Source organism: Pandoraea capi, from assembly GCF_902459735.1.
Lineage (GTDB): Bacteria > Pseudomonadota > Gammaproteobacteria > Burkholderiales > Burkholderiaceae > Pandoraea > Pandoraea capi.
This window is the reverse complement of record NZ_CABPRV010000014.1, coordinates 59,521-84,170: the sequence shown is the minus strand read 5'-3', so window position 1 is coordinate 84,170 and position 24,650 is coordinate 59,521. Positions and strand designations below refer to the sequence as shown.

Below are 24,650 nucleotides of genomic sequence, written 5' to 3'. Positions count from 1 at the left end.
GCATGAGTCTAGCTCATGCGTCGAGGCGATCAAATTGTTTGTAGACGGAAATTTGGCGGCTAACGATGGATCCCGTGCAAAGCGCAATCACGCGCAAGCAGGAGGAGAGAATGACCATCAACGACCGCCCCCGGGCACTGCTCGATGCCCGTGGACTCGCAAAATCGTTCGGCGCGACGCAGGCGCTGCGTCAGGCGAACTTGCGCGTGCAATCGGGCGAAGTGCACGCGCTCATGGGCGAGAACGGCGCGGGCAAGAGCACGCTGGTCAAGATGCTCGTCGGCGCGCTCAAACCCGACGCAGGCGAGATCGTTTTGCAGGGACAGCGATGTGAATTTCACTCGGTGCGCGACGCCATCGCCGCCGGTGTCGTGCCGGTGTACCAGCACGCCACCGTGTTCCCGGAACTGACTGTCGAAGAAAACCTGCGGGCATTCGATATTGCTCGGGCACAGCCGTTCGGCCGCCGTACAGCCAGCGCGCACCGCGACGACCTGCTAAGGGTCGCGCACCGGATCGGCCTTCATGTCGACGCCCGTCAACCGGTCGCCAGTTTGTCGATGGCCGAGCGCCAGTTGCTCGAAATCGCGCGAGGCGTTGCCGCGCAATGCTGCGTTCTCATTCTTGACGAGCCGACCGCAGCCCTCAACGAGCATGAGACCGAACGCCTTTTCACCGCAGTGGCATCCCTTAAGGCCGAAGGACTCGGCATCGTCTTCATTAGTCACAAGCTCGGTGAGATCACCCGCATCTGCGACGTCGTGACTGTTCTGCGAGATGGCGAAACCGCGATCAATGCAGCGCCGATCCACACGTTGTCGCATCGTCAGATCGTCGAAGGCATGGTCGGCCCTGTGGCTGAGCGCGAACCCCGCGATCCGGGGTCGGTCGGTGCGCCCCGTCTGATCGTGCGGCAAGCGGCGTGCCAATCGCGGTTCTCCGATCTGACACTGAGCGTCGGCGCAGGCGAAGTGGTGGGTGTCGTGGGACTCATGGGCGCCGGCGCCATCGAAGTCGGAGAAGCGCTGGCCGGTGCGCGCCCGCTGTCCGACGGCGACATTTCGGTCGACGGTCATGCGCTGGCCGGTGCGTCGCGCATGCGATTCATGCAGCACGGCGTGGGTTTTGTACCCGCCGACCGCAGCGCCGAAGGCATTCTGCCCGGCCTGAGCTGCGCCACCAACGCAGCGGCTTCGACGTTCGGCGCGATCGCTCGCGCACGCGTGCTGACGGCGCGCATGGAGCGGCAGGCGTCGGCGTCGTGGTTCGAAGCGTTGCGTGTCAAACCCGCCGATGCCAGTTTGCCCATCGACGCATTAAGCGGCGGCAATCAGCAAAAGGTCATGCTGATTCGCAATCTGGTGCTTCCCGGCCTGTCGGTCCTCGTGGTGATCGAGCCGACTCGCGGTGTTGACGTCCACGCCCGCGCCGCGATCCACGACGCGCTGATCGACGCCTCGCGGCGCGGCATCGCCATTGTGATCGCATCGACGGACACCGATGAAGTGGTCACGCTTGCACATCGCATCGTCGTGATGCGCGCCGGCCGCCCGGCGGGTGAGCTACCACGCGGCACGCCATTGGAAGACGTCATCGCGCGCATTGCCGACACGTCGCCCGTGCCCTCGGCCCGTACTACCGAACAGGAGATGCACCATGCAGCGGTTTGAACGCGTGCCGCCGGCACTCTGGGTCGGACTGGCATTACTGGTGGTTTGCTGGGTCGCGGTGCCTCGCTTCGGCACCGTCAGCAATCTCGCGAACCTCTCGCGCGTGGCGTCGATTCTCCTGCTCGCTGCCTTGGGGCAAACGATCGTGATCATCGCGCGCGGCATCGATTTTTCGATCGGATCGGCCGTCGCACTGTTCAGCGTGACAGCGGTCATGACGGGCGCGCAGTACGGCACCGGTGGCGCTTTCGCGCTTGCAACGCTGGCCGTCCTCGGGCTCGGCCTCGTCAACGGCCTGTTGATCGGCGTGATGCAGGCCCCGCCCTTTCTGGTCACGCTGGGCTCGATGATCGCCGTGCACGGACTTTGCGGCGCAATGGTGGGTGGCATGCCGCTCGACGCGCCGGCTGACATCGACTTCTCCACGCTCGTGCAAACCACATGGCTAGGCATTTCCGCACCGGTATGGCTTGCGTTGGGAAGCTTCGCGGGGGTCAGCGTCATCTTGAGTTTTACCCGCTTCGGCCGCGAGTTGTTCTCCCTGGGCAGTAACGAAACCGCGGCGAAACTCGCGGGTATTCCGGTACGCCGTCGCGTCGTCGGCGCCTATCTGTTTAATGCCCTGCTGGTCGCGGCGGCGGGTGCGGTACTCACTTCACGGCTCGGCTCGGGTCAGCCGAATCTGTATCCGGGGCTACCGTTCGAAGCGATTGCCGCTTGCGCTGTCGGTGGCGTGCCGCTCGCCGGTGGCAAGGGCGGCGCACTGCACACGCTCATCGGCGTGCTGATCCTGACGATTGTCGTCAATGCGCTCGTGCTGCTGAATTTGCCGAGTCTCGTACAGAACATGCTGCTGGGCATCGTGATCGTGGGTGCGGTGCTGGCGCGTCAGACAGGAATGAACGGGCGACGCGTGCGCGCGGCCCGTGCGGGATGAGCGGAGAACCTATGGATAACCAGAAAACAATGAGCGGCATCACCATGAACCGGCGTACGCATCTGCCAGCCCCGCGACTGCCCGGCACGCTGAGCTTGCGCGAACTGTCCGGCGTAGGCGCACTGATGGTGCTGTGGGTCGTGTTCGCGGTCATGGCGCCCGGCTTCGCCAGTTGGGTCAACATGGGCAACGTGCTGTCGCAAAGCACCTTCTTGCTCGTGCTATCGGTGGGCCAGATGCTGGTGATCGTGACACGCGGCTTCGACATCTCCGTCGGTCCCGTCGCCATCCTCGCTTCCATCGTTGCCGCGCAGACGGCGTTACGGGTTGGCGATACCGCCGCCATCGGCGTTGCCATTGCCATCGGTCTGGCGTTCGGCGCGATCAACGGCTATCTCGTCGCGTACCGCCGCATCGAGCCCGTGATTGTCACGCTGGGCAGCGCACTCGTCGTGCGCGGTGTTGCCACCGCCGCCTCGGGCGGTGCCGACGCCCTGCTTCTGCCCCAGTCGAGCCACCTGCATTCACTCGCTTACCAGACGTGGCTCGGCGTGCCCGCGCTTACCGTGCTCGCCTTGCCGTTACTGCTGCTCGCCTGGTGGCTCGCCATGCGCACGCCGCTGGGTCGCTGGTTCTGCATGATCGGCAGCAATATGAGCGCCGCCGGACTGGTCGGTGTGCCGGTGCGCCGGGCAGGCATGGCGGCTTACGCCTTGTGCGGCGCGTTCGCCGGTGCGGCAGGGGTGCTGCTGCTCGCACGCAGCGGCTCCGCCGTGGCGGTGGACGGCAACGGCATGGAAATGCAGTCGATCGCCGCGTGCGTCATCGGGGGTATCTCCCTCATGGGCGGCCGGGCGCGCGTCTGGCAGGTTGCCGTCGGTGTGCTGTTCATTCAAGCCTTGCTCAACGGGCTGAATCTGATAGGCGCATCGCCCTTCATGTCGGAACTGGTGCTCGGACTCATCATCGTCGTATGCGGCGGGATGGATTTCCTGATGCAGCAACTTCGCCGCCTGCAACGTCATTCGGCGTCGTGACGCCCGTCTCAAACATTCAACCGCAATCTACGCACGATCCTGCCAAGGGGACCTCTCATGAAACTCAAGCACTCCATGTTCGCCGCCAGCCTCATGCTGGCTCTGTTGGGCACCGCGCATGCGCAGAAGGCCGTGACGATTGGCTACGCCACGCCCGACCTGTCGTCCTCGTTCTGGGTCTCGATGACTTACGGCGTCGAGGATGAAGCCAGGAAACTCGGTGTGAAACTCGTCAAGCTCAACGCGGGCGGTGACGCCAACGTCAGCACGCAGATTTCGCAAATTCAGGATCTCTCCGAGAGCAAGGTTGACGCGATGGTGGTCGGCGCAACCAACGGCGAAGCGGTGCGAGGCGCGGTCGAGCACGCCATCGGGGCAGGTATTCCCGTGGTCGGATTGTCGAGCCTGCCGGCCAGCACGAAACTGGCCTCCACCGTCGGCGCGAACCACTACGAGATGGGCCGCCTGCAAGCCCAGTGTCTGGGCGACGCCATGGCCGGCAAGGGCGAAGTGGCGATGATCTCGCAACAACAAGGGCAGTCGTGGGCGGACCAGCGTCGTCAGGGGTTTCTCGACACGTTGAAGGCGCGTTACCCCGGCATCAAGGTCGTCGCGGAGTCGCGTAATGCCGTGACCCGCAACGACGCCATCAATCTGGTCGACAACTGGCTGCAACGCTTCCCCGATCTGGGCGGGATCTACAACGCAGTCGACGATTCGGCCGCCGGCGCCCTCATCGCGGTGAAGGGGGCGCAGCGCCGTGGCCAGGTCAAGATCAGTGCGTCGAACCTCAGCCAGACGGCGCAGCAGATGATCAAGAGCGGCGATCTGGTCTGCACGTCCGCACAGCAGATCGTGACGCAAGGGCGCGAAGCCTTGCGGCAAGCCGTAGCGGCTGCCGCCCACAAGCCGGTGCAACGCGACGTGCAAGCCCCCTCGATCCTGATCAGTGCGCAGAATCTCACGACGGTCGACTTGTCGCTGCTCAGCGCACCGGCGTCCTACCGCCCGTAATGATGCGTAATGATGCGCAATGACATGCAACGCCCCGTCATGACGCGAACGCACACGCTGGCGCATACGACATTCTCATCTCACCGAATTGCAGAGGTTACCGATGCTTCCTTCGCATGACCGCTTTCGCTACTCCGGCATCGTCTCGCGCCCGGATTTCAACTGGCCGCAGAGCCGCCGACTGGCCGTCCACCTGTGTCTGAACCTTGAGCACTTTTCGTACAACACGGGACTGGGCATCTCATACTCGCCCGGCCTGCCGCACCCGAACACCTACAACTGGGGCTGGCGCGAATACGGCAACCGGGTCGGCGTGTGGCGCATCATCGAAATGTGTGACGCGCTGGGCATTCCCCTGTCCGTGCTGCTCAACGCCGAGTGCTACGACCATTGCCCGGAGGTCGTTGCAGCGTTGCGCGCACGCGGCGACGAAATACTCGGACACGGCCGCACGAACTCCGAGCATCAGAACGACTTCGACGAGGCTGGAGAGCGTCAGCTCATTCGCGACGTCACCGAAGCCATCGCGCAACACGAGGGCCGTGCACCGGCCGGCTGGCTGAGCCCCGGCGTCAATCCCAGCAACGTGACCCCTGACCTTCTGCAAGAAGCCGGGTATCGCTATCTGCTCGACTGGCCAATCGACGATCAGCCCGTCTGGGTCAACACGCGCGAAGGCCGCATCCTCAGCGTGCCCTACCCGCACGAGGTCAACGATATTCCCGCGATTGCCCTGCATCACGGCAGCGCCGCCGACTTTGCCGACATGATTATCGACAACTTCGACGAGATGCTTTCGCAGAGCGAGCAACAGTCCCTCGTCTTCGGCATCTCGATCCATGCGTTCCTGATCGGGCAGCCGTTCCGGCTTCGGCACTTCCGGCGGGCCCTCGAACACATCGTCCGGCATCGTGACCGTATCTGGCTGACGACGACCGGCGCCATTGCCGACCATTTCATCAGTCTCGACATGCCTTGAGGTCGTCGCGACCTGCGTGACATCCATACCAACATGAGAGGAGCACATATGCCTAACCTTAACGAGCTACGCGTGGGCATCGCCGGACTCGGCGCTGTCGGCAAAACCTTGGCTGCACGCCTCGACGAAGGGATATACGGCCTGAAGCTGGCGGCCATCGCGGTTCGCGATTCAGCCAAAGCAGCCGAGACCATCGACGCGCTGAAGCATCCGGTGCCGCTGGTCTCGCTCGGCGAACTGGCCGAGCATGCCGATATCGTGATCGAATGCGCCCCCGCGCATCTGGTCGGAGACATCGCCGAGCCGGTGCTGCGCGCCGGTAAGACGCTCATCGTACTGAGCTGCGGCGCCTTGCTCGATCGCATGGATCTGGTCGCCCTCGCGCGTGAGCACGGCGGCCAGATCATCGTGCCGACGGGCGCGCTGCTCGGCCTCGACGCGGTCACCGCCGCGGCAGAAGGCAAGATCCGTTCGGTGCGCATGATCACCCGAAAGCCCGTGCGCGGTCTGGTCGGCGCGCCATTTCTGGTCGACAACAACATCCGGATCGAAGACGTTACCGAGCCCATCCGCATCTTCTCGGGCAATGCACGTGAAGCCGCCAAGGGATTTCCAGCCAATCTGAACGTCGTCGTGGCGCTGGCATTGGCTGGCGTCGGCCCCGACGACACGCATCTCGAGATCTGGGCCGACCCCGCGCTCACCCGCAACACGCACACCATCGAGGTCGACTCAGACGCGGCGTCGTTCTCGATGAGCATTCAGAACATTCCGACCGAGAACCCCAAGACCGGCCGCATCACGGCACAAAGCGTGCTCGCCGCACTGCGCAAGGTCCGCAGCCCGCTGCGCGTGGGCACCTGAGCGCGGGTCGGCCGGTTATCGATATTACGAACAAGGAGCAGGCATGGATTTGGGCATAACAGGCAAGACCGCGCTGGTCATGTCGGCCGGTGGTGGACTGGGCGGTGCCATTGCACTTGCCCTCGCGCGTGAGGGCGCAAAGGTCGCGGTGTCGGATCGCAGCGAAGAAGCGCTGGGGCAAACCGTGGAGAAGATCCGCGCAGCAGGCGGGACGGCGAGCGGCTATGTCGCCGATCTGGGACAGATCGATAGTCTGGACAGCATGATTGAATCGGTGAAGCGGGAGCTGGGCGCCCCCGACATTCTCATCAACAACTCGGGCGGCCCGGCCCCCTCCGGCGCGGCCGGCGTGGCGGCGCAAACCTGGCGCTCGCAGTTCGAGGCGATGGTGCTCTCGCTCATGCACCTCACCGACCTCGTGCTGCCCGACATGCGTGCGAAGGGCTGGGGGCGAATCGTGACCAGCACGTCGTCTGGCGTGATCGCACCGATTGCCAACCTTGGCGTGTCGAACACCCTGCGCGCTGCGCTGCTCGGCTGGTCGAAAACGCTGGCCAACGAAGTCGCGGCGCATGGCGTATGCGTCAACGTGGTGCTGCCCGGACGTATCGGCACCGATCGGATTCGCGCACTCGATGAAGCACGCGCGACCCGGGAAGCGCGCCCAGTCGATGAGGTCGTCCGGCAAAGCATCGCCAGCATTCCGGTCGGCCGCTATGGCACGCCGGAAGAATACGCCGACACGGTCGCGTTCCTCGCCAGCGAGCGCGCTTCGTTCATCAATGGATCGGTCATTCGCGTCGACGGCGGAATGATCCCCAGCATCTGACATACGGAAACTCAAGGAGCAAGCAATGAACGCCAATCAAAAAATTCGTAGTCCTGAAGAAAAAGAAGCGATTCGCCAACGTTTTCTGATCGTCGATACCTCGAACGTCGCCGACGTGCTCGATGCCATGGGTCACCTCGATCAGGGCCTGGCAGCCGATTTCGCGCCGTACCCGGCCGACACCGGCAAGCTCGCCGGCTGGGCGTACACGATCCATGGGCACATGATGCCGTACCCGCAGGGCGGAGACGCCGATAAGATGCAGGCCTGTGCCGGCGTGTCGCCCGGCGAGGTCACCGTGTGGAGCGGCGACGGCGAAGGCATTTGCTACTTCGGCGAACTCATCGCCATTGGCATGAAAGAGCGCGGCAGCGTCGGCGCGCTGATCGACGGCGGCATTCGCGACGTGCGCTGGATCGGCGCTCAGGAGTACCCGTTGTACGCGCGATATCGCACGCCGGTGCAGTCCATCGGGCGATGGAAGGTGGATGGCTGGCAAACCCCCGTCAGCCTGCGTGGCGCCACTTCGCGATGGGTCGAAGTCCGACCGGGCGACTTCATTCTCGGCGACGAAGACGGCGTCATCGTGATCCCTTCCGCGTTAGTCGACGAAGTGCTGGTCGAAGCCGAGCGGCTCACGGACAAGGAAAGCCACATCCGCGCGGAATTGCAGCAGGGCCTGAGCCTTGCGGACGCGCTCGCGAAATACGGCCATGTCTGACATAGCCGTCGAAGTCGAAGCCCTGAGTCAGTCGATCGACGGGCTGCGTCATGCCTTGCGGGCCGGTCGACTGACGCCGGCCGATGTCGCCAATGCGTTTGCCGTCAGCGCCCGGCGCGTTGGCGACGCCACACATTGCTGGGTCGCACAAGGCGGCAGCCCACCTGCGGGCGCGCCTGCCGGTGACGTCACGAAACCGCTCGCGGGGGTGCCGTTCGGGCATAAGGACGTATTCACCGACGGCACGGCCCCGCCGCGTGCCGGATCGCAATTCGACGACTTCTGTACCGATTTGTCGCCGGCTCCGGCGCTCGCGGCGCTGTGGCAAGCCGGCGCAGTGGGGCTGGGCAAGCTGGCCCTCGACGAACTGAGCTACGGCGCCACCGGTCTTCACGCGGCAAACGGGCCGGTACGAAATCCGTGGAACACCGCAATGATCGCCGGCGGGTCGTCGAGCGGCGCAGCGGCGGCCGTCGCGGGGCGCGGCGTTATGTTCGCGCTCGGCGCGGACACGGGCGGGTCGGTGCGAATTCCAGCGGCCCTGTGCGGCGTCGTGGGTCTTAAACCGACGTTTGCGAGCATCGACGCCAGCGGCTCCGTGCCGCTATCCCGCTCGCAAGACACCATCGGCGTGATGGCGCGCCTTGCCGACGATTGTGCACGCGTATTCTCCGTCATTCGTCGTCCGGTCGGCGCGACGGGAAACGATATCGCTTCGGCTAGCGCGGCTACGCAGGCGTTCGTCGCGGCGCTTGCTGCGCTCGTAGACCCGGACAGTCCCGATAATGGCGCTGCTGCCCGGGATGACAACAAGAGGCACTCGCCCGACAGCGAAGTCCTGCCGTTGCAGGGGCGCCGCATCGCGCTCGCGCGCCATCCGTTTTTCGACATGCATGACGCAGGTCTGTCTGAATGTATGGTCGCCGCGTTGAACGTATTCGAGACATTGGGGGCTACGTTGCATCCGCTCGCGCTCGACGAGATCGAACATTGCGATGCGTACGCCGCCGCAACCACCTCGTTAGAAGCCCACGCGCTGCACCGCGAGCGTTTGCAACACTCACCGGAACGTCTCTCGCCAGCCACCCGCCTGCGGCTGAACTCAGCGGGGCGAGTCGACCCGGGCACCTATGCGCGAGCGATCGAAGCACGCATACCCTGCCTGCAAAGATTCGTCGCGCACGTCTTTACGTCACACGATCTGCTGATCTGTCCGTCGGTGACCGTGCGGGCACAGCCGATCGACGCGCTGTCGGATCAACCGCAGGCTGCCGTGGCGCTCACGACAGCCCTGCTTCGCTCGAACCGCGCCTTCAACTATCTCGGCGTACCGGCGTTGTCTCTGCCCATCGGTTTCGACGACACCGGCATGCCGGTGGGACTGCAACTGATCGGTCGCCCCGGATCCGAGTTTGCTTTATTGCGATATGCCAGCGCCTATCAGCGTGTCACGTCCTGGCACCTGAGTGAACCGGGACTGAACGCCAGGTAGCGCGGCGGTCCCGACACATGTTGCAAACACCCAATAATTCTAATAACGCCGAAGCCGATTAGTAGTCCAAATATATCTTTGATGTCACACGTAAGAGTAAAGGGGAAGTGAAATGAAGCGTGCGAAGTGGGCATTGGGACTGTTGACGTTGTCGACGGGTCTTTCATATGGGCAGTCGAATGTGACGCTTTACGGCGTTATCGACACCGGGATCAACTACGTGAGCAATAGTGGCGGCAAATCGCAGTGGTCGATGGTCGACGGCACGTTGTCGGGCATCTACGGCAGTCGTTGGGGGATCACGGGCAGTGAGGATCTCGGCGGCGGGCGCTCGATAGCCTTCAAGCTGGAGAATGGTTTCAATTCGGCAAACGGTCAGCTTTTTCAGGGCGGACGGCAGTTCGGGCGGCAGGCTTATATCGAACTGCGCGACCGCTCGCTCGGCTCGCTCGCTATCGGCCGCCAGTACGACGAGATCGTAGACTTCGTGCAGTCGACCACTTTCAATGGCAACTGGGGGCCGATGTTCGCGCATGCCAGCGACATCGACAACACAAGCGATTCGTACCGTGTGAATAATGCGATCAAATTCACCAGCGTCGACTACGGCGGCCTCTCATTCGGCGCCATGCTCGGGCTATCGAATTCGAATTCACCCGGCACGGCGACAGTAGGCACCTGGAGCGCCGGCACGCGCTATCGCATCGGCTCACTGCTGATTGCGGCCGGCTATTTGCAAGCGAAACATCCCGCAACGCTGTTCCCCGACGGCAACTTCCAGGCCAACACGAGCGGGGCTGCCATCGGTGCAGCAGGACCGTTCAGCTATGTCGGCAATCCGGCATCGTTGCAGGAGTGGGGGCTGGGCGCCACGTGGAATATCGACGCCGTCACGCTTGGCGCCAACTACACCCGCACGCTGTTCGGTCAGGCGAACGGTACAACGGCGACGGCGACGTTCACAAACTACGAAGTCTGGGCGAACTATCAGTTCGCGCCCTCCTGGACGGTAGGCGCCGAGTACACCTACACGGCCGGCAGCGTCGGCTACCTGGGGACATCGCCGGGCTATCAGCTCGTCGGCGTCGTGATCGACAAGAAGCTGTCCAAGCGCACCGAGCTGTACGCGATGTCGTCGTTCCAGCGAGCGAATGCCGATGCTGCTCACGCAGACATCTTCGAAGGCGCCATCGCCAGTGCCTCGTCCTCACGCAATCAAGCCGTGCTACGGGTAGGCATGGTGCATAAGTTCTGAGGCGCTGGCGCAATTCCCGGTCGATGCCCGTGAGGGCGGGTATCGACCGCATCACTCGCGGGTAGGCGACTAGATCGCCGAGCACGCGCCGACGACCAGATCACGCATCCACTTATGCGAAGCGCTGTTGTCGTTGCGGCGATGCCAGTAGATATCCCACGAGAAAGGTTCCGATGGAAACGGCAGCGGCCGGACCGCAATCGTCTCGGACGAGAAGCGCGCCGCGAGCTTGCCGGAGATGACCGCGATCAGATGGCTTTCTTGCAGAATCGGCGGAATCAGCAGCCAGTGCGGGACTTTCGCGACGACTTTTCTTGCGAATCCCTGATCGGCGAGCACATTGTCGACAAAGCGGATATCCGTCGGGCTCATCGCAACACGCAGATGCTCGGCTTCGAGAAAGCGCTTCATCGTCAGCCTGCCTGCGGCCAGCGGATGATCCGCGCGCATCACGCACACCATCTGATCCATGAACAACGGTTGCCGGCGAATGTTGGAGGCGTGCTGAAGCTGCATGCTCAGACCGAAGTCCAGCTCGTCGCTCTCCAGCCCCTTGATCGTGCGCTCCGGCGACATGTGCAGGATATCGAGCGTGACGCCGGGCGCCGATTCGGCGATGGCCGCGAGAATCTGCGGCAGCACCAGACATCCCACGAGATCCGACATGCGCGCCGTGAATTCGCGCTGCGTCGTGGCCGGGTCGAAGTTCACGTCGCTCGACATCAACCGCTCCGTCTGCCGGAGAATCTGCCGCACCGACTCCCCCAGTTCGATGGCGCGCGGCGTGGGCTCCATCGTGCCGCCGGAGCGAATGAACAGATCGTCGCGGAAGACATGACGAAGCCGTGCCAGTGCATTGCTCATGGCCGGTTGGCTCATCGGAATGCGCAACGCCGCGCGGGTCACGTGGCGCTCGCGCATGAGGGCGTCGAAGATCACGAGCAGGTTCAAATCGACAGCGCGCAAATTCATTTCAGATCCTCTCGATCAGGGGCTTTGCTTCATATCCTATATGAATGTTTGGATACTAAAAATCCATTTCATAAATAAATTAGGCCTCGATAGACTGCCCTGAGATTCGTGCAAAAGGAGACTGAAAATGGGCCTGCGTCCGTCCACCGACAACGCCCCGCATGACGATCACGGCCGCGCGACGCATGCGGCGGCGCGGCCACTTGAGGGCATTCGCATCATCGACCTGACGCGTGTGGTGTCCGGTCCATTCGCGACCATGCATCTGGGTGATCTGGGGGCAGATGTCGTCAAGATCGAAGAACCCGCGCACGGCGACGACAGCCGCGCTTTCGGGCCGCCATTCGTCGAAGGCGAGAGCGCGTATTTCCTGTCGGTCAATCGCAACAAGCGCAGTTGCGCCATCGATCTCAAGCACGAGGCCGGCCGCAAGCTGCTGCTCGATCTCGTGGAGAGCGCCGATGTCGTCATCGAGAACTTCCGTCCGGGCACGATGCAACGCCTCGGTCTCGATCTCGCGACGCTGCGCGAGCGCAACCCGCAACTTATCTACTGCGCCATCTCCGGCTTTGGTTCCCAAGGGCCGGACGCGCAGCGCCCCGGCTACGATCTGATCGTTCAGGGCGAGGCCGGGGTGATGGACATTACCGGCGAGCCGGGTGGCCAGCCGACCAAGGTCGGTACGTCCATTGCCGACATGATCGCGGGCCTGTTTGCGGTTCAGGGCATTCTCTCGGCACTTTACGAACGGGCGCAGACCGGCGTGGCACGCTGCGTGGAAATCTCCATGCTCGACGCCCTCGCCTCGCTGCTGACGTTCAACGCCGGCATTTACTTCGCGACGGGGCTGTCTCCCAGCCGCCGGGGGAACGAGCATCCGACCATCAGTCCCTACGAGACCTTTCAGGCATCGGACGGCTGGCTCAATCTGGGCGTGGCCAACGACAAGTTCTGGCGGCTGTTCTGCGACGTCACCGGTGCGAAGGCGCTGTTCGACGACGAGCGTTTCGTCACGGCGCCGCTGCGCGTGAAACATCGTCAGGCGCTCAAGCCGTTGGTGACCGACATTCTCCGTGGCAACACACGAAGCCATTGGGTCGACAAGCTCGGTGCGGCAGGCGTGCCTTGCGGCCTGATCCGCACCGTGGGCGAAGTCTGCGAAGCGCCGCAGCTCACGCAGCGCGGCATGATCGTCTCGATGCCGCATCCCGTCGCCGGCGAGGTGAAGAACATTACGTCGCCGGTGCGCCTCGACGACCAGCCGCTGAATCCGGTGCTCGCACCGCCCATGCTCGGGCAGCACACCCGTGAAATTCTCGGCGCGGTGCTCGGGCTGTCTGACGACGCGATCAACGCGTTGCACGCGCAGGGCACGGTGCGCGACCTTCCGACCCCGGCAACTCGGGACTAAATGGACAAGCCAATCGACGAAGCACAGGCACGAGATGCCTTCGAGGCCGCGCTGCGCAGCTATCACCAGGATTTCGACACCTTCTTCCTGCTCAAGCTGTATGGGATGCATGTCGCTTACGCCGATCAGACCTGCACCGTCACCATGACCGTGCGGGACTTCATGTTCAACCCGCAGGGCTCGCTGCACGGCGGTGTGAGCGCGACATTGCTCGATATCTCCATGGGACACCTGCTCAGGCGCGAGGTCGGCGCGGGCGCCACGCTGGCCATGAACATCCAGTACACGCGCGCGGTTCGCGAAGGGCAGATCACCGCCACCAGCCGTTTCAGCAGCAAGGGACGGCAGATCTGTTTCCTCCAGTCCGACGTCCGCGACGCCGACGGCAAGCTGCTGGCCAGCGCGACGTCGACCTGGAAGGTGCTTTAACGCGCAAACGATGTAGTGATGCCGACGTCAACGTCGAAGGAATGCACTTGCCATGACATCTGCCAATACGCCACGCCCCGCTTCCCGTGGGAATGCTGCGAACCTCGCTACTGCCCAGACGTTTCTTTTTGCGCCCGGCGACCGGCCGGAACGTTTCGAGAAAGCGCTGGGGTATGACGCCGACGTCGTCATCATCGACTGGGAAGCCTCGGTCATCGGGGCGAACAAGGCGCAGGCGCGTGAAAACACGGCAGCGTTCGTGCGCAACATCGACGGTCGACGCGTTGCCATCCGGCTCAACCCTTCGACCGGCGACGAGTTTCCGCATGATCTCGCGGCGCTCGTCCGCTTTCATAAGCGTATTGCGGGCGTATTCCTCACCATGGTCAACAGCGCCGATGACCTGATTGCCGCCGCGAATGCGTTACCGGCGTCGCTGCCTCGGGTCGGCATGATCGAAACGGCGCGCGGCATCCTCAACGTCGAATCGATCATCGACACCGGCAAGCTCTGCCGCGTGGCGTTCGGCAACATGGATTTCCAGACGGCACTGTCGTTGCCCCCGGATCAGGACGTCGGCCTCTTTTATCCGAGTGCACGAATGGTGCTGGCCTCCAGCGCCGCCGGGTTGCCCGCGCCGATTGCCGGCGCCACCGAGAACATCGCGGATCTGCAAGCCTTCGAGCGGTCAGCCAGGTTCGAACGCAATCTGGGCTTTCTGGGCAAGCTGTGCGTGCATCCGACGCAATTGCCGGTTGCACGCACCGTATTCTCCCCTTCCGCAGACGAAATCGCGTGGGCGCATCGCGTCATCGACGCCACCCAGCGCTCGCATGCCGTCATGATGGATGGCCACATGGTCGATCGCCCGGTCGTAGATCGCGCCAAAGCCATTCTGCGCCGGGCCAGCCACCTATAAACCTGCTGTCTCAGACCATCACGTCGGCGAGCGACTTCATGTCGTCGACCCAGATATCCGGCTGATGCGGCGTGCCGCCGAACGGACGCTTGCGACGGTCGATGAAGGCGCTGCGCATGCCCGCCGCCTTCGCCCCCAGACAGTCGAACGCGTGGTTGGCGACGAACAGCACCTCGTCCATACGCACGCCCATGATCTCGGCGGCCTTCGTGTACGTCGCCACATGCGGCTTGAACGAATTGGCTTCGGCAACCGAGATCACGTTATCGAACGGAATCTGGTGATACTGCTTCGCAGTCTCCAGCATGTCCCGATCCCCGTTGGAAAGCACGACGATCTTGTATTTCGTCTGGAGACGAGCCAGCGCCTCGGGTACGTCCGGGAACGGCTTGAGCTTCTCGATGTTGGACACCAGGTACTCGACCTCTTCGCGCGTGAAGGAAATCCCCGCACGTTCGAGCGTGTACGACACGGCACGATGGCCAATCTCGCGATACGGCGTGTGCGCCTTGTGCAGCAATGCATCGATCATCGAGTTCTCGAAATGGGTACGGCGCCACCACGTCACGAACGAGTTCGGGTTACCCGTCCACCCCTTGTCCCGCAGAAACGGCGTCGCAACTTGCGTCAGACCGCCTTGCATATCCACCACCGTGCCGTACTGGTCGAACATCACTACCTTGATGTCCTGCTTCAACTGTTCCACGTCTGCCATGTCATGGCCTCCTGTTGGGTTGGGCGTTGCGAATTCACCGTGAAGTCGCTACCCGACCAATCTAAACAATCGCAATTTATTTATGAAATGGATTGTTATCATCACACCATTGATATGGTGAATAATTAGTCGTCACCGTACATCTGATCGCGGGTCGGCTCCTTGATGAAGACCAGACCGATGACGCCGGAGATCGCCGCCACGACGACCGGGTACCAAAGACCGAAATAGATGTCGCCGCGTTGTGCGACGAGCGCGAAGCACACGGTCGGCAAAAGACCACCGAAATAGCCGTTACCGATGTGATAAGGCAGCGACATCGCCGAGTAGCGAATGCGTGTCGGGAACATTTCGACGAGGATGGCGGCGATCGGGCCCAGCGTCATGGCCCCGTAAGCCATCAGCACGATCAGCAGGACCAGAATCATGGGTTCGTTGACGGCCTCGGGGTCCGCATTCGTCGGGTATCCCGCGAGCGAGAGCGCCTGTCCGGTCGCCGCCCGGAACGCCTGCTCGGTGGCTTTGGCCTGCGCGGGCGGCAGGCCATGCAACGACGGTGCGGCAATTTCCACCGTCCCCACTCTGATGACGGTCTTCGCGCCCGCCGGGGCGGAGATCGTCGCGTAGCTCGCCGAGTTGGCGGACAACACACGTCTGGCGACGTCACAGGCGTTATCGAACGTCGCGGTGCCTGTCGGGTTGAACTGGAACGAGCAGTCCGCCGGATCGCTCACGATGACCACGGGCGACGTCTGCTGGGCACGGGCAAGCGCGGGGTTGGCGAAGTGCGTGAGTCCGTGGAAGATCGGAAAGAGTGTTGCGGCGGCCAGAAACAGGCCACAGAGAATGACCGGCTTGCGGCCGATGCGATCCGATAGCCTGCCGAAGACGATGTACAGCGGCGAACTGATCACCAGCGCCAGCCCCACAAGCAGATTGGTCGTACCGGTATCGAGCTTGAGCGTCTGCGTGAGAAAGAACATCGCGTAGAACAGCGCGGTAAACCACACGACGGCTTGCCCCGCGAGAAGGCCGAACAGCGCTTGCAGCACCAGTTTGAGATTGCGCCACTCACCGAACGCTTCAGTCAGCGGGGCGCGGGATGTGCGTCCTTCTGCCTTGATTTTCTGGAACGCGGGCGACTCGCGCATCGACACGCGCACGTAGACGGAGACGGCCAGCAGCACGCCTGATAGCAGGAACGGAATGCGCCAGCCCCAGACGTCGAACGACTTTCCCGTCAACGCCCGCACGGCGATGATGACGACCAGCGACAGCAGCAATCCGAGCGTCGACGTCGTCTGAATCCACGCCGTCCAGCCGCCGCGCCTGTCGCTGGGTGCGTGCTCGGCCACGTAAGTCGCCGCCGCGCCGTACTCGCCGCCGAGCGCCAGACCTTGCAACATGCGCAGCAGCACCAGAATGACGGGGGCCGCCACGCCCAGCGTCTGATAGCCGGGCAGTACGCCGACCAGCAGCGTGGAACACCCCATGATGACGATCGTGAGCAAGAACGTGTGTTTGCGCCCGACCAGATCGCCCAGCCGCCCGAAGATCAGCGCGCCGATCGGCCGGACGATGAAACCCGCCGCGAACGTCAGCAGCGCAAATACGAAGGCCGCCGTGTGATTCAGGCTACTGAAGAACTGCGTGGCAATGATGGCGGCCAGTGCGCCGTATAAAAAGAAGTCGTACCACTCGAACACCGCGCCCAGAGACGCGGCGAATATGATCTTTCTCTCGTCGGCATCGATCGCGCCCGGCGACGACGAGGCTATCTCGTTGTGCATCATGTCTCATCCATCTCCTCGTTACGCCGACGAGGGTGCCGGCGCTTCATCGGCTCCGACGCATCGACGCGCGTGCGGACGCCTGTCCAATCACGATATGTCGCGCGACTTTATTTTCAAAATCGATAATATGTATCGAAGTATTCGCTTTACGAATGATCGTTGAGTCACGGCATGCGCAGGCCATCGACTGCATGACGAAGGCCGCATGGCATGGCATGAGATGACGATGACGCGCAGGTGGGTCGTGCGATTGACAGTGACGTACCGCGCCGGTGACCGGCGCGGATCGGGTCGCGTGGGGCGAGCGATGTCAGTGATGTCGGCTATCGTGGCAGCCGGGTCGACAGGATGCCGCCGACGATCAGAAGCACGACGTTGCAGCTCAGGGCAAGCGCGAAGGCATTGGTATAGGCGGTGAGGTCACGCGCCGCCCCGAGCGCACTGTAAAAGACGCCCCCGATGATCGCGACGCCGAGCGCCGCGCCGATCTGGAATGTCGAGATCACCACGCCCGAAGCCAGACCTGCGTGACGCGGTTCGACGCCGCCGATCACGGCCTTGATGACCGACGGCATGACCAGGCCGTACCCCAGTCCGGCGACGAACAGTCCCGACTCGACCAGCGGCAGCCGGGCGGCCGTCACGGCCCAGATCACACTGCCGAAGCCGAGCACCTGCACGCCGAAGCCGAGCGTCAGTGCCCGCGAGCCGAGCCATCGCATGAAGCGCGCCGCAACGAAAGACGCTGCGAAGTAGCCAATGGCGAATGGCAACGTGCGCATGCCGGCATCGAGCGGTGTCAGTTTCAGACCGCCCTGCAAGTAGACCGAGAACGTCAGGTAGAACGACGACAGCATGTAGTAGAGCAATGCCATCGCCACGCCAACGGCCAGCCCCGGCTCGCGAAACAAGGCCAGATCCACGAGTGGCGCACCACCGCGCCGGGCCAATCGATGCTCGTATCGCACGAAGATCAGGAACGCGAACGGCGACGCCACCAGCATGGCGATGATCCACAACGGCCATCCCGCACCGCGTCCTTCGATCAACGGATAAACGAGCAAACCGAGCGCCGCCGACAGACGCATGACGCCGCCGATATCCAGACGTTGGGCATGATCCGCGCGCGAGTCGCCGAGGAATCGGAGACTTCCGAAAAACGCCGCCGCGCCGATGGGCACGTTGATGAGAAAGATCGCCTGCCAGGCGAGTCCCAGCGGATGTATCGTCACCAGCACCCCGCCCAGAATCTGACCAGCGATATTCGCCAGACCGAACACCGCACCGTAAAGTCCCAGCGCGGTGCCCTGTTCGCCCGCCGGGAACAGCACCCGGATGGAAGCCAGCACCTGCGGCGCCATGACGGTCGCCGTCAGTCCCTGAAGCATGCGTCCGGCAATCAGAACGCCCGGCGAACCGGCGACGCCGCACAACACGGAAGCCAGCGTGAACCCGGCCACGCCCGCCATGAACATGCGCTTGCGTCCCAGCCAGTCGCCGAGCCGCCCCCCTGTAATGAGAAACACGGCATAGGTGGCGGCATAAGCCGAGATAACGAACTGCGTGTCGCTCGCCGTCGCCCCCAGATCGCGGCTGATCTCGGGTAACGCGAGATTGACGACATTGAAATCGAGAATCGGAAGAAACGCTCCGGTCAGCAGAACAGGCAATGCGATCCAACGGTTCGGATCGCCGGCCGCCTCGGCGGCATCCGGCCCCCTCACGTTTTGCGCGTCAATGCTCATGGCCCCCTCCTGCCCGCGCACGACGAGGCAGCAGATCCCGTGCGCCCGGGCGTCCCGGCCGTCAATCCCGGCGGCAGGATTTGCGCCGATACGACCACCCCGGCGACTTCGGTTGGCGTCGCTTCAAGCGGATCTTTCGATGTCATGTCTTTCGTCCACATAAGAAGGTGGTGAAAGTATGTGGACTGTCAGTGATAACGTACAGATATGAATTAGTATTTCTAAGATAACCAATACGGATGATATGAATGACCACACTGGACATCGAATCGGTTAGCGCGTTTGTGCTGACGGCCGATCTCGGCAGTTTCACCAAAGCCGCGAGAGCGCTCGGGACGTCGCAAGCCGCGATCAGCGTCAAGATCAAGCGTCTGGAGGACCGTCTGGGTTATCGGTTGCTGGAACGCACACCGCGCAAAGTGCAACTGACCTCGCACGGCGCGACGTTTCTCCATCCGGCACGACATTTCGTTTCGGCGCACGAGATGGCAGTCAGAGGACTTTCAGTGGCAACGCAGCGGTTGACACTCGGCATCAGCGATCAGGTGGCGGGGCCCGGTCTACCGGCCTTGCTGGCAAACCTGAACGTCCATGCCCCGAATCTCGTCGTCGAAGTCCACATCGAAGCGTCACGCAACTTGATGGATGCTTTCGAACGGGGCGCCATGGATGCTGTCATCGTGCGCCGTGAAGACAACCGGCGCGGCGGAGAAAGACTGTTGAAAGAGCGGATGGGCTGGTTCGCCGCAGCGCACTGGTCGCACGATCCGACGCAGCCACTAAGACTGGCGGCCCTCGCGCCGAGCTGCGGTATCCGCAATGTGGCGACGCAAACGCTGGACGCGGCAAAAATCGCGTGGACCGAAGTCTTCCTCGGGGGTGGTCTGGGCGCCATCAGCGCCGCCGTGTCCGCCGGATTGGCTGTCGCGCCCATGCCTTACAGCGTGGCGCCGGTCGGAGCGCTCGACGTCGGGTCCTCATTGGGGTTGCCGACGCTGCCCGACTCGGAAGTGGTGCTGCACAGTGGCCTGAGCGATCAGACATCCCGTCGTGCGCTCGATACGCTGGCCGCATGGTGGCGCGGCGGGGCATCGCCACGATGACGCGGGCTCGTTGCGTGCTAGCCAGGTCAACCGGCCCGGGACGCCCGAAGCGCCATCTGCATGACGTCGCCCGCCGACTGAATGTGGGCTTTCGTCAGACGCTTGGCCGTGCGCCGATCACGCGCCAGCACAGCCTCCAATATCTCGACGTGCTCCGAGAACGACACGTCCTGATAGCGCTCCAGTTGCCACACCAACCGTAGATAGCGATCGGTCTTGCGCCAGATCGCTTCGAGCGTCTCCATCAAGTGGCGTCGGCCACTGGCCTGATAGATCGCCCGGTGAAACGCCCAGTTGTCGATCGACCAGGACTCGACGTCCGGCGCCATCTCGTCTTCCCGCAGAATCTCGCGCGCCGCAGCTTCGTCCTCCGGGCCGAATGCATCGATGGCGGCGTCGAGCGCCAGTAATTCCAGCGCCACCCGCATTTCTGTGAGTTCCGAGGCCTCGAACGTCGTCATCGCCGAAACGAACGCACCGCGATTCGGCACGATCGTCACGAACCCACTCGCCTGCAATTGCACGAACGCCTCCCGAACCGGGATATGGCTGGTGCCGAACTCCTTCGCGATCGCGTCCTGACGGAGTTGGGTCCCGGGCGCCCACCGTCCGTCCGCAATGCGTTCGCGCAACTGATCCGCCAACGATGTTAAAGACAGCTTGCCTTCTACTGATTTCTTCATTTTAATATATTAAATCATTCCAGGAGGTCGACATGACGGTATCACGGTTACAAAAAATACCCGGCATTGGCGTGGATCGAGTCGGTGACGCGGCAGACGCTTTGGGCGATCCGGACATTCTAAGGCTCGAGAATCTGGACACGGATCTTCGACCTCCCGCCGCTGCGCTGGCGCGCACGCACGAAGCGATCGACGACGATGCGGCCAATAGCTATCTCCCCTTCACCGGTCTGCGACCGCTCCGCGAAGCGGCCGCAGAGCGCGTGGGACATTCGGCAGGCACGGCTTACGACCCGGCCACAGAGTGTATCGTCTCGGCCGGTGGCCTCGCGGGCATCCTGAACGTCTTGCTATCGATCATCGAACCCGGCGACGAAGTCGTGCTGACCGATCCCACGTACGCCGGGCTGATCAACCGTGTCCATCTCAGTGGTGGCGTGCCGAAGTTCGCTCACCTGATCCCGAACCCGGACGGCTGGCGCCTCGATCTCGATAGCCTCGCCGCCGCTATCGGGCCACGCACGAAAGCGCTACTCATCATGTCGCCGTCGATGCCAAGCGGCTATGTCCCGACACGGGACGAGTGGCAGGCCATCGCCGACCATTGCAACGAGCGCGGCATCTGGCTCGTCTACGATGCCGCCATGGAACGCCTGTTGTTCGGCGGGCGCCGCGTCATTCACCCGGCATCGCTCGCGGGCATGCGAGAGCGCACGATCACGATCGGTGCGGTCTCGAAGGAGTACCGAATGATCGGCTGGCGCGTGGGCTGGATCGTCGGCCCCGAGTCGATCATGAACGACGTGCGCCTCGTCAGCTTGTCCAACGTGGTCTGTCAGGTCGGGATTGCGATGGACGGCGCCGCCGCCGCGCTCACCGCTGTGGACGACGGTGTAGATGCCGCCGTTGCCGAGTGGGAGCATCGCAGCGATTTCCTGATGGATGCGCTCTCCGATCTCCCCGTGATTCGTCCGCACGGCGGCTGGTCCATGCTGATCGACACCCGAAGTCTGGGCATCGAACCTGCCGACGCCTCGCGTCAACTGCTCGATCTCGGCAAAGTGGCAGCCACACCGATGACCGGTTGGGGGCCGCAGGCAGATCGCTACCTGCGCTTCGTCTTCGCCAACGAACCCGTGCGTCGCTTGCAAGACATTCGCGAGCGTGTGCGCCGCGCGTGGAAAATCTGAGCAGGGATTTGCACCACGCTACCCCGGGGCGCCGGCATCTCCGGGGAACATCGTCAGCACGCCCGTCTATATCAGGTTGTCCGTCAGAAAATCGACAAAAACCCGCAACTTGGGCGACGGATGTTTGCTGGCAGGCCACAGCACACGCAAGGTCGTGCTGTCGTTATTGAACGCGTCAAGGACGGGGACCAGTGCACCGGTCTCCACCTGATGCCGGATGGCGATATCGGGCAGACATGCGATACCGAGACCGGACACCGCAAAGACGAGTAGCGGTTCCAGCGTGTTGGCGATCATCGAATCCGGCAGATCCGGAAAGCACCTTTCCCCGAGTTCACCCAGCGGCCACACATCGACCTTTCCGCTGCTGGGGTAACGGTAGAGCAGGCATCGGTGATGCGACAAGTCCTCGGGAGACGTCGGCACGCCACGTGCCTTAAGATAATCCGGTGAACCCACCATGATGCGACGGTATGTGCCCAGCGTGCGCGCGGTGAGTCGGGAATCCTTCGGCACGCCAGTTCGGATGACCGCATCGAAACCCTCCTCGATCACGTCCACCAGACGATCCGTCACATCGATCTCCAGTTCGATGTCCGGATACTGCCGATTGAATTGCGCGACTTGCGGCATGAACAGCAGGCCGACCGAAGGCAAGCTGACACGCAGCTTGCCGCGCGGCAAACGTTGAGACTGCGCCAGTTCCTCTTGCGCCTGTTCCAGTTCTCCCAGAATACGCCGGCATCGCGCCAGAAAGGTGATGCCTTCGGGCGTCAGCGTGACGGTTCGCGTGGAGCGATGAAATAACCGGGTGCCGAGCTTGTCCTCAAGCCGGGCAATCGCCTTGCTGACGGCCGACGCCGAAATCCCGAGTTGCTGACCTACTGCGGTGAAACTGCGGGACTCGCCGACCCGCACGAAGATATCCAGAGCGCCAAGACTTTCCATATCGCTGCGTCATTGATGACGCGAGTGTCATAAGTATTGTTCACTTTAGCCTGTTTCTCTTCAACGCATGCACCCGCAGTATTGCCGCATCGCGCTCCATCGCGAGCCGCAACACATCACACGAAGGAAACCGCCTGATGAATCTTCCGAGCACATCCGCCCATCGCCCGAACGCCGATCACTTGCCCCTGGGGGGACTGCTCGCGCTCGCGATGGCCGCCTTCATTACCTTGCTGACGGAGATCGCGCCCGCGGGTCTGCTATCGTCCATTGCCGCAGGTTTGCGTGTCTCCGAAGCGTTGGCCGGGCAATTCATCACCGCCTATGCGGTCGGTGCGCTTCTCGCCGCAATCCCGGTCACGATGTTGACGCAAGGCATGCGCCGCCGGCCATTACTGCTCACCGCCCTCCTCGGATTCGCGGCGGTCAATCTGGTCACGGCACTCTCCGGCCACTACTTGCTCTCGCTGGCCGCGCGCTGGCTCGCAGGCGTGTTCGGCGGTGTCGTCTGGTCGCTTCTGGCGGGCTACGCGATTCGTATGTCACCCCCGCACCTGAGCGGACGCGCCATTGCGATCTCGGGCGCCGGCGCCATCGTCGCGCTGGTGCTGGGCGTGCCGCTCGGCGCCATGCTCGGGCGTTACCTCGGATGGCAGGGCACCTTCGGTCTGATGTCGGCACTGGCGCTGCTGCTCGCCGTCTGGGTGCTCGCTATCGTGCCCGACTTCCCCGGGCAACGCCGGGGCGAGCGTCTGTCCCTCATAGGCATATTGCTGCGTCCGGGTATCCGCGGCGTCCTCTTCGTGGTGTTCACGTTCGTGGCCGCTCACAACATCCTCTATATCTATGTCGAGCCACTGCTGCAAGCCTCGGGGCTGAGCGCGGATGTCGAGCGTGTCCTGCTCGTCTTCGGACTCGGGTCCATCGTCGGCCTGTGGTTCGTCGGCGCACAGGTCGACCGTCAGCTTCGGCGCCTCGCGGTAGCCAGTGTTCTCGTGTTCATTCTGGCCGTGCTGCTGGGCACGTGGCGCGCCAATCCACTGGCGGTGTATCTCAGCGTGGCGATCTGGGGACTTGCTGCCGGCGGCTTTGCCACGATCACCCAGACCGCCCTCTCACGACTGGCCGGCGAGTCGATGGATGTCGCGCAGTCCATGTACACGACGGGATGGAATACGGCGGTCGCAGCGGGCGGCGCCATCGGGGGCATGTTGCTGGCGCGGGTCGGTGCCGGCGGCTTCGCCTGGGCCTGCCTCGTCATGCTTGCCACCTCGCTCGTAGGCACCCTCCACTTCATGAATCGCGCATTGCGTCGGTAATACCGATACAGCGACGCATCAAACCGATTACCTCAGGTACCCGACGATGTCGATTTTTTGACAAAAACTGCCAATTACTCTTCATTCATTTTAAATTTAAAAAACCGAGTTCAATTCACCATTAACGCAATATCTTTTAAATCAAAAATCCCTCAAAAAATATTCAAGCTACCAAGAATTAAGCGTTTGTTTTACTGTGCAATACCCCATCAATACTGGCAACTTTCCCCGCTACGCAATTCAAACACATGTTTGAAATATGATGCAGAACAGATGCCATCAATTCTCTGGTAGCGCAGATTACAGGTATCGGGGATTACACTAACGCGTCGGAAAAACGGCCTATCATTTATTATAGGTTTTCACCCGGCCATCATAAAAGTCGGATAAGTTAGCGCACACAAAAAGCTGTCGAAGTTAAGAAAGTTTTCGGACTGTTTTTTCTAACAGAACAACAATTCCGAAACAAGAAAAACGCAGTTGAAGCTGTGTTTGCAATAGGGGTTAGGGCGCGATACGGGGGGAACCGGCCGCGGCCCGACGACATAAAGAAAAAACGCCCGACTCTCGCGGACCACAAGTTCAGCGTGAGCGTACGAATGGGCGTCAGGGCCGAGGCCTGGGG

The 24,650-nt window shown here is 62.7% G+C and carries 22 protein-coding genes; 16 read left to right on the top strand and 6 right to left on the bottom strand.

What is annotated here, in order from left to right; translation table 11 throughout:
• The first annotated feature begins 110 nt into the window (after positions 1–110).
• The 10 genes from PCA20602_RS23135 (at position 111) to PCA20602_RS23090 (ending at position 10,798) form a co-directional block, all read left to right on the top strand.
• Positions 111–1,670, top strand: a complete 1,560-nt coding sequence (locus tag PCA20602_RS23135; protein WP_174981499.1) for a sugar ABC transporter ATP-binding protein — start codon at positions 111–113, stop codon at positions 1,668–1,670.
• Complete coding sequence (locus PCA20602_RS23130) at positions 1,657–2,607, top strand: ABC transporter permease (RefSeq protein ID WP_150723194.1); 951 nt, start codon at positions 1,657–1,659, stop codon at positions 2,605–2,607. Before PCA20602_RS23135 ends, PCA20602_RS23130 begins: the two co-directional genes overlap by 14 nt.
• Before the next feature lie 11 nt (positions 2,608–2,618).
• Positions 2,619–3,644, top strand: a complete 1,026-nt coding sequence (locus tag PCA20602_RS23125; RefSeq protein ID WP_174981496.1) for an ABC transporter permease — start codon at positions 2,619–2,621, stop codon at positions 3,642–3,644.
• A gap of 57 nt (positions 3,645–3,701) precedes the next feature.
• Positions 3,702–4,658, top strand: coding sequence for a TMAO reductase system protein TorT (locus tag PCA20602_RS23120; protein WP_246182304.1), 957 nt, complete (start codon positions 3,702–3,704; stop codon positions 4,656–4,658).
• Positions 4,659–4,761: 103 nt separating this feature from the next.
• Positions 4,762–5,637 (top strand): polysaccharide deacetylase family protein, encoded by an 876-nt coding sequence (locus PCA20602_RS23115; protein ID WP_150723191.1) that lies wholly within the window; start codon positions 4,762–4,764, stop codon positions 5,635–5,637.
• A gap of 48 nt (positions 5,638–5,685) precedes the next feature.
• The gene (locus PCA20602_RS23110) at positions 5,686–6,501 is read left to right on the top strand and encodes an aspartate dehydrogenase (protein WP_150723190.1); all 816 of its coding nucleotides are present in this window, start codon (positions 5,686–5,688) and stop codon (positions 6,499–6,501) included.
• A gap of 43 nt (positions 6,502–6,544) precedes the next feature.
• Positions 6,545–7,330, top strand: a complete 786-nt coding sequence (locus PCA20602_RS23105) for an SDR family oxidoreductase (RefSeq protein ID WP_150723189.1) — start codon at positions 6,545–6,547, stop codon at positions 7,328–7,330.
• A gap of 25 nt (positions 7,331–7,355) precedes the next feature.
• Positions 7,356–8,051, top strand: a complete 696-nt coding sequence (locus PCA20602_RS23100) for an RraA family protein (protein ID WP_150723188.1) — start codon at positions 7,356–7,358, stop codon at positions 8,049–8,051.
• Positions 8,044–9,543 (top strand): amidase, encoded by a 1,500-nt coding sequence (locus tag PCA20602_RS23095; RefSeq protein ID WP_150723187.1) that lies wholly within the window; start codon positions 8,044–8,046, stop codon positions 9,541–9,543. Before PCA20602_RS23100 ends, PCA20602_RS23095 begins: the two co-directional genes overlap by 8 nt.
• A 112-nt stretch (positions 9,544–9,655) precedes the next feature.
• Positions 9,656–10,798 (top strand): porin, encoded by a 1,143-nt coding sequence (locus PCA20602_RS23090; protein ID WP_150723186.1) that lies wholly within the window; start codon positions 9,656–9,658, stop codon positions 10,796–10,798.
• 69 nt (positions 10,799–10,867) lie between these two features.
• Here PCA20602_RS23090 and PCA20602_RS23085 read toward each other — a convergent pair whose 3' ends face one another.
• On the bottom strand, positions 10,868–11,770 hold the full coding sequence (locus PCA20602_RS23085; protein WP_150723185.1) for a LysR family transcriptional regulator: 903 nt from the start codon (positions 11,768–11,770) through the stop codon (positions 10,868–10,870).
• 127 nt (positions 11,771–11,897) lie between these two features.
• Here PCA20602_RS23085 and PCA20602_RS23080 point away from each other — a divergent pair, with 127 nt between their 5' ends.
• From PCA20602_RS23080 to PCA20602_RS23070, 3 genes are read left to right on the top strand one after another with little or no spacing between them, the layout of a single operon-like run.
• A complete protein-coding gene (locus PCA20602_RS23080; RefSeq protein ID WP_150723184.1) occupies positions 11,898–13,181 on the top strand; it encodes a CaiB/BaiF CoA transferase family protein in 1,284 nt (427 codons plus the stop codon).
• Entirely contained in the window at positions 13,182–13,610 is a 429-nt protein-coding gene (locus PCA20602_RS23075; RefSeq protein ID WP_246182303.1) for a PaaI family thioesterase, read from the top strand.
• Between the two features lie 52 nt (positions 13,611–13,662).
• Positions 13,663–14,529, top strand: coding sequence for an HpcH/HpaI aldolase/citrate lyase family protein (locus PCA20602_RS23070; protein WP_150723183.1), 867 nt, complete (start codon positions 13,663–13,665; stop codon positions 14,527–14,529).
• Between the two features lie 10 nt (positions 14,530–14,539).
• On the opposite strand, the gene PCA20602_RS23065 is transcribed toward PCA20602_RS23070, so the two are convergent.
• The 3 genes from PCA20602_RS23065 to PCA20602_RS23055 form a co-directional block, all read right to left on the bottom strand.
• A complete protein-coding gene (locus PCA20602_RS23065; RefSeq protein ID WP_069344136.1) occupies positions 14,540–15,244 on the bottom strand; it encodes a haloacid dehalogenase type II in 705 nt (234 codons plus the stop codon).
• 125 nt (positions 15,245–15,369) lie between these two features.
• Entirely contained in the window at positions 15,370–17,034 is a 1,665-nt protein-coding gene (locus PCA20602_RS23060) for an MFS transporter (RefSeq protein ID WP_150723245.1), read from the bottom strand.
• 326 nt (positions 17,035–17,360) lie between these two features.
• Entirely contained in the window at positions 17,361–18,782 is a 1,422-nt protein-coding gene (locus PCA20602_RS23055) for an MFS transporter (RefSeq protein WP_150723182.1), read from the bottom strand.
• Between the two features lie 248 nt (positions 18,783–19,030).
• On the opposite strand from PCA20602_RS23055, the gene PCA20602_RS23050 reads away from it, so the two are divergent.
• Positions 19,031–19,885 (top strand): LysR family transcriptional regulator, encoded by an 855-nt coding sequence (locus tag PCA20602_RS23050; RefSeq protein ID WP_150723181.1) that lies wholly within the window; start codon positions 19,031–19,033, stop codon positions 19,883–19,885.
• A gap of 26 nt (positions 19,886–19,911) precedes the next feature.
• Here the strand turns inward: PCA20602_RS23050 and PCA20602_RS23045 are convergent, their stop codons facing one another.
• A complete protein-coding gene (locus tag PCA20602_RS23045) occupies positions 19,912–20,568 on the bottom strand; it encodes a GntR family transcriptional regulator (protein ID WP_150723180.1) in 657 nt (218 codons plus the stop codon).
• A gap of 32 nt (positions 20,569–20,600) precedes the next feature.
• On the opposite strand from PCA20602_RS23045, the gene PCA20602_RS23040 reads away from it, so the two are divergent.
• Positions 20,601–21,758: a pyridoxal phosphate-dependent aminotransferase gene (locus PCA20602_RS23040; protein WP_150723179.1), complete on the top strand. Its 1,158-nt coding sequence runs from the start codon at positions 20,601–20,603 to the stop codon at positions 21,756–21,758.
• Between the two features lie 66 nt (positions 21,759–21,824).
• Here PCA20602_RS23040 and PCA20602_RS23035 read toward each other — a convergent pair whose 3' ends face one another.
• Positions 21,825–22,706, bottom strand: a complete 882-nt coding sequence (locus tag PCA20602_RS23035) for a LysR family transcriptional regulator (protein WP_150723178.1) — start codon at positions 22,704–22,706, stop codon at positions 21,825–21,827.
• Between the two features lie 137 nt (positions 22,707–22,843).
• Here PCA20602_RS23035 and PCA20602_RS23030 point away from each other — a divergent pair, with 137 nt between their 5' ends.
• On the top strand, positions 22,844–24,025 hold the full coding sequence (locus PCA20602_RS23030; protein WP_150723177.1) for an MFS transporter: 1,182 nt from the start codon (positions 22,844–22,846) through the stop codon (positions 24,023–24,025).
• Positions 24,026–24,650 lie beyond the last annotated feature (625 nt).